General features: G+C 48.0%; 15 protein-coding genes, 1 other RNA gene and 1 pseudogene. 2 read left to right on the plus strand and 15 right to left on the minus strand.

From position 1 onward, the window contains the following. Nucleotides 1–50: 50 nt before the first annotated feature. The 14 genes from tolB to ffs all read right to left on the minus strand — a co-directional run bounded on the left by tolB (nucleotide 51) and on the right by ffs (nucleotide 10,347). The gene (tolB, locus tag QSJ47_RS02440) at nucleotides 51–1,268 is read right to left on the minus strand and encodes a Tol-Pal system protein TolB (protein ID WP_285602305.1); all 1,218 of its coding nucleotides are present in this window, start codon (nucleotides 1,266–1,268) and stop codon (nucleotides 51–53) included. Further along, nucleotides 1,268–1,954, minus strand: a complete 687-nt coding sequence (locus QSJ47_RS02445) for a TonB C-terminal domain-containing protein (RefSeq protein WP_221272127.1) — start codon at nucleotides 1,952–1,954, stop codon at nucleotides 1,268–1,270. The genes tolB and QSJ47_RS02445 overlap by 1 nt, the downstream gene beginning before the upstream one ends. Continuing rightward, complete coding sequence (locus QSJ47_RS02450) at nucleotides 1,954–2,352, minus strand: ExbD/TolR family protein (protein WP_221272128.1); 399 nt, start codon at nucleotides 2,350–2,352, stop codon at nucleotides 1,954–1,956. Before QSJ47_RS02450 ends, QSJ47_RS02445 begins: the two co-directional genes overlap by 1 nt. Beyond that, the gene (locus QSJ47_RS02455; RefSeq protein WP_221272129.1) at nucleotides 2,342–2,908 is read right to left on the minus strand and encodes a MotA/TolQ/ExbB proton channel family protein; all 567 of its coding nucleotides are present in this window, start codon (nucleotides 2,906–2,908) and stop codon (nucleotides 2,342–2,344) included. The genes QSJ47_RS02450 and QSJ47_RS02455 overlap by 11 nt, the downstream gene beginning before the upstream one ends. A gap of 2 nt (nucleotides 2,909–2,910) precedes the next feature. Next, on the minus strand, nucleotides 2,911–3,273 hold the full coding sequence (gene atpC, locus QSJ47_RS02460; RefSeq protein WP_285602306.1) for an ATP synthase F1 subunit epsilon: 363 nt from the start codon (nucleotides 3,271–3,273) through the stop codon (nucleotides 2,911–2,913). 9 nt (nucleotides 3,274–3,282) lie between these two features. Beyond that, the gene (gene atpD / locus QSJ47_RS02465) at nucleotides 3,283–4,704 is read right to left on the minus strand and encodes a F0F1 ATP synthase subunit beta (RefSeq protein ID WP_285602307.1); all 1,422 of its coding nucleotides are present in this window, start codon (nucleotides 4,702–4,704) and stop codon (nucleotides 3,283–3,285) included. Between the two features lie 9 nt (nucleotides 4,705–4,713). Further along, nucleotides 4,714–5,616, minus strand: a complete 903-nt coding sequence (gene atpG / locus QSJ47_RS02470; RefSeq protein WP_285602308.1) for an ATP synthase F1 subunit gamma — start codon at nucleotides 5,614–5,616, stop codon at nucleotides 4,714–4,716. Between the two features lie 9 nt (nucleotides 5,617–5,625). Then, nucleotides 5,626–7,137 (minus strand): F0F1 ATP synthase subunit alpha, encoded by a 1,512-nt coding sequence (gene atpA, locus QSJ47_RS02475; protein WP_285602309.1) that lies wholly within the window; start codon nucleotides 7,135–7,137, stop codon nucleotides 5,626–5,628. 15 nt (nucleotides 7,138–7,152) lie between these two features. Beyond that, nucleotides 7,153–7,683, minus strand: coding sequence for a F0F1 ATP synthase subunit delta (locus QSJ47_RS02480; protein ID WP_285602310.1), 531 nt, complete (start codon nucleotides 7,681–7,683; stop codon nucleotides 7,153–7,155). Next, complete coding sequence (locus QSJ47_RS02485; protein ID WP_221272134.1) at nucleotides 7,677–8,192, minus strand: F0F1 ATP synthase subunit B family protein; 516 nt, start codon at nucleotides 8,190–8,192, stop codon at nucleotides 7,677–7,679. The genes QSJ47_RS02480 and QSJ47_RS02485 overlap by 7 nt, the downstream gene beginning before the upstream one ends. Before the next feature lie 8 nt (nucleotides 8,193–8,200). Next, nucleotides 8,201–8,659 (minus strand): F0F1 ATP synthase subunit B family protein, encoded by a 459-nt coding sequence (locus tag QSJ47_RS02490; protein WP_285602311.1) that lies wholly within the window; start codon nucleotides 8,657–8,659, stop codon nucleotides 8,201–8,203. 28 nt (nucleotides 8,660–8,687) lie between these two features. Further along, a complete protein-coding gene (locus QSJ47_RS02495) occupies nucleotides 8,688–9,308 on the minus strand; it encodes a biotin--[acetyl-CoA-carboxylase] ligase (RefSeq protein ID WP_221272136.1) in 621 nt (206 codons plus the stop codon). Further along, entirely contained in the window at nucleotides 9,308–10,216 is a 909-nt protein-coding gene (fmt, locus tag QSJ47_RS02500) for a methionyl-tRNA formyltransferase (protein ID WP_221272137.1), read from the minus strand. Before fmt ends, QSJ47_RS02495 begins: the two co-directional genes overlap by 1 nt. A gap of 33 nt (nucleotides 10,217–10,249) precedes the next feature. Further along, an RNA gene (gene ffs / locus QSJ47_RS02505) (signal recognition particle sRNA small type) lies at nucleotides 10,250–10,347 on the minus strand. A gap of 71 nt (nucleotides 10,348–10,418) precedes the next feature. Between ffs and QSJ47_RS02510 the strand changes: the two genes are divergently transcribed. Both QSJ47_RS02510 and QSJ47_RS02515 read left to right on the plus strand, forming a co-directional pair. Then, on the plus strand, nucleotides 10,419–11,792 hold the full coding sequence (locus tag QSJ47_RS02510; RefSeq protein ID WP_285602312.1) for a COG3014 family protein: 1,374 nt from the start codon (nucleotides 10,419–10,421) through the stop codon (nucleotides 11,790–11,792). A 35-nt stretch (nucleotides 11,793–11,827) separates the two neighbouring features. Beyond that, nucleotides 11,828–12,745: an LPP20 family lipoprotein gene (locus tag QSJ47_RS02515; RefSeq protein WP_221272139.1), complete on the plus strand. Its 918-nt coding sequence runs from the start codon at nucleotides 11,828–11,830 to the stop codon at nucleotides 12,743–12,745. Here the strand turns inward: QSJ47_RS02515 and QSJ47_RS08260 are convergent. After that, nucleotides 12,720–13,420 (minus strand): annotated as a pseudogene (locus QSJ47_RS08260) (glycosyltransferase); the annotation flags it as partial. The gene QSJ47_RS02515 and the pseudogene QSJ47_RS08260 sit on opposite strands and share 26 nt — an antisense overlap. Between the last annotated feature and the right edge of the window lie 50 nt (nucleotides 13,421–13,470).

The raw sequence follows: 13,470 nt of genomic DNA on the forward strand, positions 1-13,470 counted from the left end.
CAAAACAAAACTCGATTATACACCCTGCTTTTTTAATGGGACTTAAACAACTACCAATCGAAGGACTGGACATTGGTATTTTCTAGCGGAAATAAGTAACTTTGGTTGTTTTCTAATAAAATCACACCCAAAGCGTTTTGTGCCGCTGCTTTTTTGATAAACATCACCACCTTGCCGTCTTTAGAAAATCGAGGCATTTGGTTCACCCCACTGGCAGTTAAATGGCGGACATAGTCGCCTTTAAGGCTGATTAAGTGTAAATTAAAGGGGCTTTGTCCATTAGCGTCCCTTTCTTCTCGGCTCACATAGACAATATAATCTCCAAAAGAGGCGACTGAGTCATTGTTTTTAGAGGAAAAGACCACTTGCTCTACAGGTGCATTAAGACGCAGTTTTTTAAGGTAGATGTTAGGATAACCCGAGCGGTCCGACACAAAAACCATCGCCTTCTCATTTTCAACAAAATTTCCTAAAACATCGATCCCGCTGTAAGAAGTTAGGCGTTTTAATTCTTTGTTCTTTGTGTCGTAAAGGTAAATGTCTGTTTGCCCTCTAGGAGCTAGAGAGAGCAGTAACTTACGCCCATCCGCACTCACGCTAGACACGGCTGCCATGCCTTGACTTTGGGTAATCACTTTGCTAGTCCCCGTGTGGATATTATATTTAATGATCGTGGGCTGGCGCAGATACTGGGTGTAGTAAATTGCACTTTGATCGGCATTCGCCCATTTGGGGAAGACATTGAGTAGGTTATTTTTGATGATCTCTTGTTGGTAGGTCAGCGTGTAATCGGCGAGCACAATGCTAGTAACCCCGGGGCTTAAGAACTTAGAGAACACCACCATGCGCGCCATCCAATCAATGGGGGCGGCTTTGACTAGGTTGTTTGCGTCTATGGCGATTTTATGGGCAATGAAAGGGTAGAGCTCTTTGGTGTTGAATTGGTAGTTTTTATTGCTCTGCACCTCTTTTGTGTTGGCGTTGTAAAGCTTGGCGTTGATGGCATTGGGCTGGCTTGCTTGCAGCTGCACCACGAGTTGCACCCCCTGCGCCTCATTGGCGGGGGCGTTGAGCCCTAGAGCGTTGAAGTGCCCACTCACTTTAAGATCTGCCACCAACAAATCCGCAATCTTTCGCAAATAGGGGTTGTTGCCAGTGGTCGTAACAAGGACTTTAGGCAAGCTTTCAATGGTTTTGACAATGTCTAGGGTCGCGTCCGCCGCCCTTGAAAATCCTAAGATCAGACATATTAGCCACACAATCCGCATCATTTGTCCTTTGTTTTGAAGTTCACTTTTAAAGTGATCGCGCGCCCCTGTGGGTAAGGGGGGAAGCGTTGTTGTTGTAAATGCGCGAGCAAATTTTCAATTTGCTGGTTATACTCCCTAAAGGGCGAAAAATCCACAAGGCTAAAATGCATTTGCCCGCTGGGGTAAATGGTGATGAGCGCCCCCACGGAAGTTTTTTGATCAAAGCTCAACTTCCACTGGGAGTATAAAATTTTATAAATGGCAGTAAACCACGCCTTGTCCTCTTTGAGGGTGCTTTCCTCCTCTTTGGGGACTTGCACTTCCATTTTTTTGGCTTGTAGGGTTTTGATGTCCTCAAGCTTGGCTAGGCTCTCTTGCAGATCCTTAAATACGCTCGTGCCCGGCTTGCCAAATTGGATGTTTCTTAGCAAGTCTTGGGCTCTTTGCAAGTCCTTAGCCTCTTGGGAGTTGGTTTCAGCGGCTTGTTTATCCGGGATTGCGCTAAACATGTCTTTCACACCCAGGCCGCTATCAGCTTGGGTAGGGCTAGGGCTAGGGGGTGGGCTATCGATCAAATCCACCTGAATGGGGGGCAGAACCAAGGGAGGGACGCTCTCAGTGGGTTTTAAAAGCAGTAAACTTAAAAGCAACCCATAACACAATAGGGCCAACAAGCCACAGCCCACAAACAAAAACGCACGCATCAGGCACTTGTAACTAGAGAAACCTTGTAAAACCCCGCTTCTCTAAGGCTCTTGAGAAGATAAATGATCTTATCGTAAGTGAGGCGTTTGTCTGCCCGCACATGCACGGCCATGCTCTTGTCTAGGTGCTTGGCCCACAGATGAAACGAGTCGGCAAAATTGGCGAGCGAATAGGTGTGCTCATTGACATAAATCTTGCCCGCCAAGTCCATACGCACCTCTAAAAATTGGGTTTTTGGAGCTTTGGCGCTCTTAGAGCCATGCGGGAGTTGGATGTTTTCTTTATAGGTGATCGTGGGGGTGGCGGTCATCAAAATGGCTAAGAGCACGAGCATGATGTCCACTAAGGGGGTGATGTTGAGTTCGGGCCTATCGTTGTCCCAAACTTCAAAATCCATCATGTTCTTTTGCCATGAGAAAATCGATCTGCATTTGAGCATATACGGACAGATCGTAAACCTTGCGCTTTAAGATCAAAAAGAACGAGTAGGCGGGGATGGCGGTTAAAATCCCCGCGGCTGTGGCAACCAAAGCCTTAGAGATCACAGGGGCGATCACATCAAAGCTCACCTGCCCACTCAAACGCCCAAAGGCTTCTAAAATCTCCACCACCGTGCCAAAGAGCCCCACAAAGGGGGCGGTGCTGGCGATGATGCTTAAAACCACGAGCCCCGTAGTGTTCTCTTTTAAAAGCTGGTTTTTCCACACCGCCAGCCACTCTTTGGTGGGCTTTTCGGGTGCGCCACTAAAGAGCATGCCTCTTAGGCGCAAGTCCTTGCGTGCGCCCGCCATGATCGCCTCTAAGGCTTGTTGTTCTCTGAAAGCATTGCTCTTAATGGAGATATATTTATAAAAAAACACCCAAAGGGTCAAAATTAGATAAAAAGAGAGCAAACCGAGTACAAATAGGGGGATGAACCCGCTTGTGGCTAAGAAGTTTTGGATCGTTGCCACGGCTACCTCAAACCATGCGCCTCGATGCGTGCGATCACGCTAGAGATCGCCAGCCGATCTGAGCTGGCGTCCTCTAAGAGTTTTTTGGCGGCATACACGGCATCATCGCCCTTAATGAAGACCGCCCCGTCTGCCAAAATATCCACGCTACCACTGCGCACCTCCACATAGCCCCAGCTAATGGCGATCAAACTCTCCTGCCCCTCCCTCATGATCTCAATCACCCCACTTTTGAGCAAGGACACCATGTTGCTATGCCCTTTGAGTACCCCAAATTCGCCCTGGGCTCCGGGCAAGGTTACCCGATCCACCTGCCCTGAGAAAATCAAGCCCTGCGGGACAACAATACTCACAGCTAAATCCATTTGCAATCCTTAAGAAGCGTTCTTTTTGCCTTCTGCCTTCATTTTTTCGTATTTTTCCACGACCTCTTGGATATTGCCGACCATGTAAAAGGCGTTTTCGGGGATTTCGTCATACTTGCCCTCTAAAATCCCAGCAAAGCCCTCTAAAGTTTCTTTAAGGGTAACATACTTGCCCGGACTACCGGTAAAGACTTCTGCCACAAAGAAGGGTTGGGATAGGAACTTTTCTACTTTACGGGCGCGTTCCACGATTTTTTTATCTTCCTCAGAGAGTTCGTCCATCCCCAAAATCGCAATGATGTCTTGCAAGTCTTTATATTTTTGTAAGATCTGTTGAATCCCGGTCGCCACGCGGTAATGCTCGTCCCCGATCACTTGTGGGTCTAGAATGCGCGAAGTGGAGTCGAGCGGATCGACTGCGGGGTAAATCCCCTTTTCAGCGATTTTGCGGTTCAACACTGTGGTCGCATCCAAGTGGGCGAACACAGAAGCGGGGGCGGGGTCAGTAAGGTCATCTGCGGGCACATACACGGCTTGCACGGAGGTGATCGAGCCGTTTTTGGTGGAGGTGATACGCTCTTGCAACTTGCCCATTTCGCTAGCCAGCGTGGGCTGGTAACCCACGGCTGAGGGGATACGCCCTAAAAGTGCAGACATTTCCGCCCCCGACTGGGCGTATCTAAAGATATTGTCAATAAACATGAGAATATCCAAGCCCTTCTCATCTCTAAAATACTCTGCCATGGTTAAACCCGTAAAGGCAATGCGGTTTCTTGCCCCCGGGGGCTCGTTCATTTGCCCGTAGCACAGGGCGACTTTATCCAAAACGCCCCCCTCTTTCATTTCGTGATAAAGGTCATTACCCTCTCTAGTGCGCTCGCCCACACCGGCAAAGACAGAGTAACCGCTGTGCTTGTAAGCCACATTGTGGATGAGCTCCATGATGATGACAGTCTTACCCACGCCAGCACCCCCAAAGAGCCCGACTTTACCGCCCTTAGAGTAGGGTGCCAGCAAGTCCACAACTTTAATCCCCGTTTCAAACATTTCGGTCTTGGTGCTTTGTTGCTCAAAGGCGGGGGCATGGCGATGGATGGGCCATTTTTGTGTTGTTTCTTCTAGGGGGGGCTGGTTGTCGATGGGCTCGCCGATCACATTAAAAATGCGCCCCAAAACCCCCTCGCCCACGGGCACTTCGATCATACTGCCCCGTGCCACGACCTTTTGTCCCCGTGTCAAGCCCTCTGTCATGTCCATCGCAATGGTGCGGACTCGGTTGTCGCCTAAGTGGGCAGCGACTTCCAACACAAGGTGTTTTGCCTCCCCGTCAAAGTCGTAATGCACATCTAGGGCTTCGTAAATGGCGGGCAAGTAGTCTTTAAAATCCACATCCACCACAGGCCCCATGACCTGAATGATTTTACCTTCCATAGTTCTCCTTTATTTGATCGCTTCCACGCCAGCGTTGATCTCCACAAGCTCGGTGGTGATCGCCTCTTGGCGGGCTTTGTTGTAAGAAATGGTGAGACTGCGCACCAAATCTGCCGCGTTGTTCGTGGCGGTGTCCATCGCCTGCATGCGCGCGCTGTGCTCGGCAGCTAGCGAGTCTAGCAGGGCGTAATACATGTTGAAGTGGATGAACTTTCTAGCCAAAGAGTCTAAAATCACGCCCTCTTCATCATCGGGTTCAACCACAATCCCCTCGCTCTCGCTCTTAGCCTGCTCGATCTGGGTGCTAAAATCTAGGGGCAAAATCGTTTGCACCTTCATTTCTTGAGAGATCATGTTTTTAAAGCCATTATGCACAATGATGACGCTGTCGGTGAGCCCATTTAAATAGTCTTGCACGGCACTATCCACAAAGGCCGCCGCCCTGTCGGCATCGGGCGAGGAGCTCAAATCCGCTGCTTTGTCTAGTAGGTCGATCCCATTGTAGGTGAAGAAAGCGATGCCCTTTTTGCCAATGCCTCTTAAGCGCACCTTGACATTTTGGGCTTTGTAGCGGTTGATGAGGCGCACCACTTCTTTGATCGTGGCGGCATTAAAACCTCCACAAAGCCCCTTGTCGGCGGTAACAAAGATAATATCGATCTTTTGCACCTCGGGCTGTTCAAGCTTTAAGAAATATTGGCTCTCAATGCTCTTAAGCCCCCTTGTTTTGATCTTGGCGCAAATGTCGGCAAAGACTTCGTTCAATTTATTGGCAAACACCTTTGAGCGGCGCGCCACTTCCTCGGTTTTTTTGAGCTTAGAAGTGGAGACGAGCTTCATAGCCCTCGTAGTCTTTTGCGTGTTCTTGACGCTAGCGATTTTCTTTCTAATGTCCTTTAAATTACCGCCCATGCCCTACCCCTAGAGAGAAAAGCCTAGCTTAAATTCTTCAATGGCGACTTTAAGCATCGCCTCTAAGTCTTTGTCTAAAGCCTTTTTGGTGCGGATGTCCTCGAGGATATTGGGGTATTTGGACTCCAAGAAGGGATAGAGGCTAGATTCAAAATCCACGACTTTTTTAGCCGGAATGTCGTCTAAAAAGCCCTTGACCCCCGCATAAATCATCACAATTTGCTTTTCAATGGGCAGGGGCGAATAGGGGGGTTGTTTCAACACCTCCACCATGCGCTGTCCCCTCTCTAGCTGTTTGCGGCTGGCCTCATCCAAGTCGCTGGCAAACTGCGAGAAGGCTTGCAATTCTCTGTATTGTGCCAAATCTAGGCGCAAGGTGCCGGCAACTTGCTTTGTGCCTTTGATTTGGGCTGCCCCGCCCACACGCGACACAGACAAGCCCACATTGATCGCGGGGCGGATACCAGAGTAGAAAAGATCGGTTTCTAAGAAAATCTGCCCGTCTGTGATAGAAATTACATTTGTAGGGATATACGCCGACACATCGCCCGCTTGGGTTTCAATGATGGGCAGAGCCGTGAGCGAGCCCGCACCCCGATCATCGCTCATTTTAGCGGCGCGCTCTAAAAGGCGGGAGTGGATGTAGAACACATCCCCGGGGAAGGCCTCACGCCCGGGGGGGCGGCGTAAGATCAAAGAGATTTCGCGGTAAGCCACGGCGTGCTTACTCAAGTCATCATAGATAATTAAAGCGTGTCGCCCTTGATCCCTAAAATACTCCCCAATAGTAACACCGGCGTAAGGGGCGAGGTATTGCATGGCTGGCGAATCGGAGGCGGGGGCATTGACCACCACGCTATACTCCATCGCCCCATATTCCTCTAATTTACGCACCACCTGCGCGACCGTGGATTCTTTCTGCCCGATCGCCACATAGATACAGATCACATTTTGGTCTTTTTGGTTGATGATCGTGTCTATGGCAACCGTGGTTTTGCCGGTTTGCTTGTCCCCGATGATCAGCTCTCTTTGCCCCCGCCCGATGGGCACTAAGGCATCGATGGCTTTAATGCCTGTTTGTAGGGGCTCATGCACAGATTTACGATCCATGATCCCCGGGGCTTTCTGCTCCACGAATCTAAAGGTGTCTGCCTCAATCGCTCCCCGCCCGTCAATGGGCTCGCCCAAAGTGTTGATGACCCGCCCCACCACGGCATCGCCCACGGGGACTTTCATGAGTTGTTTGGTGCGCTTAACGGAAGTGCCCTCTTTGATGTTTCTGCCCCCACCTAGCACAATCACCCCGATACAGCCCTCTTCAAGGTTAGAGGCAAGCCCCTTATCGCCCGTGTCAAACTCCACGACCTCGTAAGACATCACATCTTTAAGCCCATAGACTTTTGCCACGCCATCGGCGTAGGCGATGACCCGCCCTACTTGGGTGATGTTGATGTCGGGGGTGAAGTTTTCGATCCGCTCTTTGATGATCGCGCTGATTTCTTCGGCTTTTAGTTTTAACATTTTCTCTCCTTTGTGTTAAACGGCTTGTAAGATGTGCTGTCTAAGCTGGTTGAAGTAGTTTTCTTTGTAGAAGGCGATCTCGGTTTCCAAATCGGGGATCACCAAGCGCACACCCTCTCTATCTTGGTGTAGGGTTTTGAGCCTTAAAGAGATGTTGAAGTGGGCGGATACATGCTTAGAAAGCTCTTGCACTTCCTCTGGGGCTAAATCTTTATCGCTGTAAAGGTAGCCTTGGTAGATGTTCTGTGCCCTTTGGGCCTGGGAGCGCAAAGAATTATAAATAAGGGGGAGGAGGTTGAGCCGTTTATGCAAAACCAATAAGCAGATCAAGTTGTGCAACTTGCCCTCTTTATCCTCTAAAAAGCGTTCTAACACCTCTTGTTTGAGGCTATCGGGGTAGTGGGGGGAGTTGATGAGCTCTAAAAAATCGGGGTGGCTATATAGGGCGCATAGGGCTTCTAGCACCTCCATGGCTTGGGTGAACTCCTCAGGGCTTAGGGCTTGGCGCAGGGCTTGGGTGTATTTGGCGGCGATGAGCTCTAACATGGGGCGACTTTATTGTGGATTAAGTGCATGTAAGTGGGGGCGTCAAACTCAGCTTTAGCCCCCTCAAAGAGTTCGTTTAAGACCTCGGCGATCGCTTCGGCTTGCATGCGCTCGTTTTCTTTCTCTTGCATGGCTTGGTGGTTTTTAATCAACTTTTCAATCGTGACTTTAGACTGCTGGTCGAACTTTTGGGTGAGCAAATACGCCTCTTGTTTGGCGTTGGAGAGGATTTGGGTGGCTTGTTGCTTGGCTTCCTCTAGGGCTTTTAGCGCTTGTTCCTTTTGTTCTTTGGCAGCTTGGCGTTCCTCTTGGAGTTGCTCTAGGTTTTTAGAGATTCTTGCGCACCTTGCGGCTAAAATGTTTTTAAAGGTGTTGCCCGTGAGATACCACAAAATCCCCATGAACAAAAGGAAATTGAGGATCCGCATCACAATGTCCGTATGCCCCAAAGGCGTAGCCCCCGCCACGCTCCCAAAAACTAAAACCCCGAGCAAAACGCGCTGTAACAAAGTCAACCTTAAATTTGAGATATTTTCAGTTTCAACAAAGCCTCTAAAGTGGGCAAATCATGGGCTAATTGTAATTTCAAGTTACTTTTACTTTCCTTTAATGCATTGTTGGCTTCTTCGGCTTGTTTTTCTAGCTCTTTCTCTTTTTGCGCCACGACCGACTCATAATTCGCTCGTGCATCGTAGAGTGCGTCCTGCACGATTTTATCCGCTTGCACCCGTGCCTCTTTTAAAATATTTTGGGCTTCTTGATGGTGCATGGCTGTCTCGCTGTGGAGCTGATCTATATTGCGTTTGTCTTTTGCCATGGACTCCTGGCGCTCATCCATATATGCCAACAAGGGTTGGTACACCCACGAATTAAGCAAGACCAATAAGGCAAGGAAAGTGATAAACACCACAGCCATTAGGTAGACATTGATCGAAATGCTCATGCGCCAAATCCTTTGGTTGTAAAAAGCCTCCATTCTAGCACACTTAAGCTTTTAGGTGGCTTTAGCGTTGGGAGTAATAAACTTGCCCCTCTATCTCTAGCCCACCATCGGGGCGCATTGTGGCTTGAGACAGGGGGATTAATCCGCTTTCATGCTTAAAGAATTGCTTAGAGTGGGTGCGCTCAAAGTCGATTTTGTAGGCTTTAAAAATCTTTGCCCAAGTGGGGGGGTGTTCTAAACCCTTTAAAAATGCTTGCAACACTTCTTTGGCGCATACAGCTAGAGCGGCGTATTTGTCCGTACAAATATTTAGCCCGATCCCACAAATGACGATGTCCTTATGGATTTGGCTCATCACCCCACCCACTTTTGCCTCCCCCACATACAAGTCGTTAGGCCATTTGAGCCACACTTCTTTATGCCCTAAGCCGTGCAAGGTTTGTTTAAACAGATAGCCAAAGTATAGACTCAAACTTTGCTTAGGGGTACTCGTGTCTATCGTGCAAGCAAAAGAGAAGGTCAACGCCTCCTCAACGCTCTCCCACACTTGCCCGCGGCTACCTATGCCTGCGCTTTGTTGTTTTGCCCACACACAAATGGGGGGGGTTAGACTCTTGGCTCTGATCTGCTCGACTAAATAAATTTGCGTGGATGGTAGACTCTCAAACTCTAAAACTTGCACTAGGCTAAAATGTCCCCGACTTTAAGGCGTTTACCGCTCAAATATGCCTTAGCCCCGACTTTTTGCTTGCCGGGGGCTTGTAGCTGTGCGATCTTTAGCGCGCCTTTAGCGCACCCCACCGATACCCCCTCGTCATCTATGGTTAAAATTTTGCCTTCCTTGTGTTGTTCTGCCGTGCTTAAAAGTTCAATGCCAAAGAGTTTTAAACCGCTGTTTAAAAACACCCCCGGCCATGGGTAGTAGGCAAGGTATTTTAAATAGACTTGGCGGGCATTGCTAAAATCCACCAAGCCATCGGCTTTACTGATTTTCTTGCAATAGCTGGCTTGGCTGTGATCTTGGGGCGTGGGGGTGATATTTTTAAAGTTTTTAAGCACGCTCGCCATAAGCTTGGCCCCCAAGAGGGCTAGCCTTGCGCCCAAATCTTGCAAGTTGTGATCCCTGTCCTTTTCAAACGAAGCCACGCCCAAAATATCTCCCGTATCCATGTGTGCGTCCATTAAAATCACGCTCACGCCAAAGGTTTTTAAGTCGTGCAAAATCATTTCTTGTAGGGGGCTTGCCCCTCGAAATTGGGGCAAGATCGAGCCGTGCAAATTCAAACATGGGGCTAAGTCTAGCAAAGCTTGGGGCAAAATCTTGCCATACGCCACAACCACGATTTTGTCGGGTTTTAAAGCAGCAATGGCTTGCAAAGCTTCTTCATCAAGTTTGTTTGGCTCTAAAATGGGGATATGGGGGTGGTTTTCTAAAATAAAGGTCTTGGTTGCGCTGTCCTTGGGGGTGTGGTGGCGGCCAAAGGGTTTACTAGGCTGCGTAACAAGCCCGACAATCTCAACGCCCTCTAAGATGAGCTGTTGCAACACCACGCGGGCGAACACTGGCACTCCCATGAACAAAACACGCATCTTCTAAACTTAAAGTGTAAAGTGATCTAATGCCCTTTCTCAGATGGCTAAGGCACACAAGATATTTAGCTGCTCTGCTGTGTTCCCACCCTGAAGCGTTGTCTAAAAACCTCATTGCATAGGTCTAAGAAAAGGCGAGTGGGATTGTCTTATATGTTTGCTTACATTTTGATAAAATGGCTAAAAGGTTTTAAGGGCGTTGATGAAAAGACTTTACATGTGGGTGTTTGTGGTTGTGGTGTTGGGCTTTTTGGCAGGCTGCACAGGCAATCGGGAGCAATTACAACGCTTTGATCAGATTTATTACAACGGCGCACAATTCTCCAATGCTTACTTGTTTTCCAAAAAAATGGCTAAAAAGGACCATAGTAACGCTTTGTTATGGGATTTGCAACAGGGCATGAGTGCTTTAATGGCAGGACAATACACCAACTCGATAAAAGCCTTTAATGTCGCTGAGTTGCGCTACGACCGCCACCGTAATCTCTTTGGCCGATCTTTGGGTAATGTGGGGGCAGTGTTGGTGAACGACAATGTTAGGGCTTATACGGGCAATGTCTATGAGAGCGTGTTACTCAATTACTACAAGGCTATCGATTATCTTTTATTGCAAGACCCAAAAGATGCACGGGTGGAGTTTAACCGCGCCAACGACCGCCAACGACGGGCTAAAGAGTTTTACAATAAAGAGATCCGCAAGGCGGTTGAGAAAATGCAACAGCGAGGCTCAAACCGCCTAAGTGCTGAACAATCCAATAACCAAGTGCAAGAAATCTTAAACAATGAATATTCTAATTTGGATGATTTTTACGCCTACAACGACTTGATTAACCCCGTGGTGTCCTATCTCTCTGGGCTGTTTTTTGTGGAGAACAACGATTTAAGCAAGGGGCTAGACTACCTAAAAGAAGCCTACGGCATCAGCCACTCCACCACCATAGGCGAGGATTTGATCTTTTTTAATCACCCCACCTCTGCCCACTTCACATGGGTTTTCATAGAAGACGGACAGCAAGCGACAAAAAAAGAATTTAAGATCAATATCCCCTTGCCCTTGCCTAATGGGATTTACGATGCGAGTTTAGCTCTACCACAACTCAAAGAAGGCGTAGATTTCCACAGCACTTTTGCTCTGCGGGTGGGACAAAAACAGCGCAACTTTGAACCGCTGCTACTCTTGGATGCACTCATTGCCAGCGAATTTAAAAAACAATTGCCCTACATCCTCACAAGGGCAATCACCTCAACCGCCCTTAAAGTGGGGCTTGAAGCGGTTTCTAACCAATACTTAGGCGTGTTAGGAGGGCTGTTTTCTTCCATTTATGCGGCGGCGAGCACCTCAGCTGACATCCGCTCTTCTGCAGTTTTTCCCCACAAGTTTTACATTGTGCGCCTAAGGAACACCCACAAACACACAATCCACATTTTAGCCGATGGACAAGATATTTATAATTTTAGACTCGTTGTGTGTAGTCCTAATATCCTCTTACAGCCCAATACTTACTGCACTAACCGAGACCATGTCTTTTACATCCGGAGTTTCTCTAATCTTAGCCTTGTGCGGGCTTTGTGGTAAAATGTGCTAGAATAGAGCTTTTATAAGGAGTTTGCATGTTAAAAAAGCCGTGGATCTTATTGGGTTTGCCCTTGTTCTTACAAGCTGTGCCCCATTGGTATGAGAACACCCCCAACAAGCCTCAGTTTTTCTATGGCAGTGGTTCGGGCAACACTAGGGAAGCCGCCAAAGAAAAGGCCCTAAACGATTTAGCTAGCAATATCTCTGTGCATGTGTCTTCGCAAACCACCAGCACCACCACTAGAAACAACAATAAACTAGATAAAAAAGCCAGCCAACACATTAAGTTAGTGGTCGATTCGCTCAAATTGGTCCATGTTGACACAGATAAACAAGAGTGCCAAAAAGGCGTGTGTTACACTAGGGTGGTCATGGACAAAAACATGTTTTTAAACTTGCTCTCAAAACGCTACGCCGACCTTTACAACACTTTAAGCCCCTTTAAACCCACGCAAGGCTGCCATGGGATTTTTATCCGTGAAAAACAGCAAATCCAAACCCTCTTAGACAAAATGACTCCCTTGCAAGAGATTTTAAACGCCTATGGGCGTTCTTCAGCCCCCCTCACTTCTTATAAGGAGCTCATCAAGGCCAATAGCCCTAAACCCAAGGCGCAGATTGTTTTTGCTAATGGAGCGGATGGGGAAATCGCCGATGTGCTTATGGGGCAATATGCCCGTTTTGTGCGCCAAACCACTGCCCCGGGCTTTTACAGCATAGACAATAAAATTTTCACCAGCGAGGGTAATGGGTTGTTTCACATCGGCTTAGACATCAACATTAAAAATTGCCAAGGGGACATCATCTACTCCAAGCATCTAAATGCCGATCAGCATAGCCGTGGGTTTGCCATCGAGCGCATTAAAGCCCAAGTCTTTAAACAGCTCAAAAACTACCAAAGCGGCACGGGTGCAGGCACAGCCGATGTCAATTCGGACAACATAGAGTTTTAGGGGGTAGCTCTCCAATTAATGAGCCGCTTTTCAAGAATTGTAGGTAGAGGGCGTGGTTTTCAAGCAGTAGGTTGTGGGCGTTTTTCTCGTGGTGTAGGTGGTAAGCTAGGGCGCAAAACTTAAGAGGTTTTAGCGTGCCGTGGTTAAAGAGAAAACGGGCGACAAACTCGCTATCCTCGCGCCCCCAGCTTTCAAATTTTTCATTAAAGCCCTCAATCGCTAAACAATCTTGTTTACTAAAACTCATGTTGCAACTACGCACGCCTGCCACACTTGTGTATCTAAGACTCTCTAGCTCTCTTTGGGGTTTAAAAGCAAGCACCCCCCTTGTAGTAAAACATTAGGTCGGGCAAAGTGCATGTGATCGGCGATGAACATGGGGGATAAGATGGTGTCCGTATCGATGATAATAATATACTCTCCGCACGCTTCTTTAATAGCGTTGTTGCGGTTCTTGGTAGCCCTAAAACCCAAGTCCTCTTGCCACACATGCTTTAAGAGTAGATTCTTTTGGGCAAAAAGAGGGCGGTAGCTTTCAATGAGGGCTTGAGTGTCCCCCCCATCATCAGCAATCAGCACTTCGTTAGGCAAACAAGCGAGATTCAACACCGAATCTAACACCATTTTGAGGTGTTGTTCTTGATTATAAGTGGTGATGATTAAGGATACACTCTTAAAGTGGATATTTCTAAAAAAGTGCAATGCAACCACTCATGTTTATTTTT

Source organism: Helicobacter sp. NHP22-001 (assembly GCF_030270165.1).
Taxonomy (GTDB): domain Bacteria; phylum Campylobacterota; class Campylobacteria; order Campylobacterales; family Helicobacteraceae; genus Helicobacter; species Helicobacter gastrofelis.

Bases quoted from the DNA above. Each gene is read 5' to 3' on its own strand.
- tolB (WP_285602305.1), bottom strand. From the start codon at position 1,268: ATGCGGATTGTGTGGCTAATATGTCTGATCTTAGGATTTTCAAGGGCG.
- QSJ47_RS02445 (WP_221272127.1), bottom strand. From the start codon at position 1,954: ATGCGTGCGTTTTTGTTTGTGGGCTGTGGCTTGTTGGCCCTATTGTGT.
- QSJ47_RS02450 (WP_221272128.1), bottom strand. From the start codon at position 2,352: ATGGATTTTGAAGTTTGGGACAACGATAGGCCCGAACTCAACATCACC.
- atpC (WP_285602306.1), bottom strand. From the start codon at position 3,273: ATGGATTTAGCTGTGAGTATTGTTGTCCCGCAGGGCTTGATTTTCTCA.
- atpD (WP_285602307.1), bottom strand. From the start codon at position 4,704: ATGGAAGGTAAAATCATTCAGGTCATGGGGCCTGTGGTGGATGTGGAT.
- atpG (WP_285602308.1), bottom strand. From the start codon at position 5,616: ATGGGCGGTAATTTAAAGGACATTAGAAAGAAAATCGCTAGCGTCAAG.
- atpA (WP_285602309.1), bottom strand. From the start codon at position 7,137: ATGTTAAAACTAAAAGCCGAAGAAATCAGCGCGATCATCAAAGAGCGG.
- QSJ47_RS02480 (WP_285602310.1), bottom strand. From the start codon at position 7,683: ATGTTAGAGCTCATCGCCGCCAAATACACCCAAGCCCTGCGCCAAGCC.
- QSJ47_RS02490 (WP_285602311.1), bottom strand. From the start codon at position 8,659: ATGGAGGCTTTTTACAACCAAAGGATTTGGCGCATGAGCATTTCGATC.
- fmt (WP_221272137.1), bottom strand. From the start codon at position 10,216: ATGCGTGTTTTGTTCATGGGAGTGCCAGTGTTCGCCCGCGTGGTGTTG.
- QSJ47_RS02510 (WP_285602312.1), top strand. From the start codon at position 10,419: ATGAAAAGACTTTACATGTGGGTGTTTGTGGTTGTGGTGTTGGGCTTT.
- QSJ47_RS02515 (WP_221272139.1), top strand. From the start codon at position 11,828: ATGTTAAAAAAGCCGTGGATCTTATTGGGTTTGCCCTTGTTCTTACAA.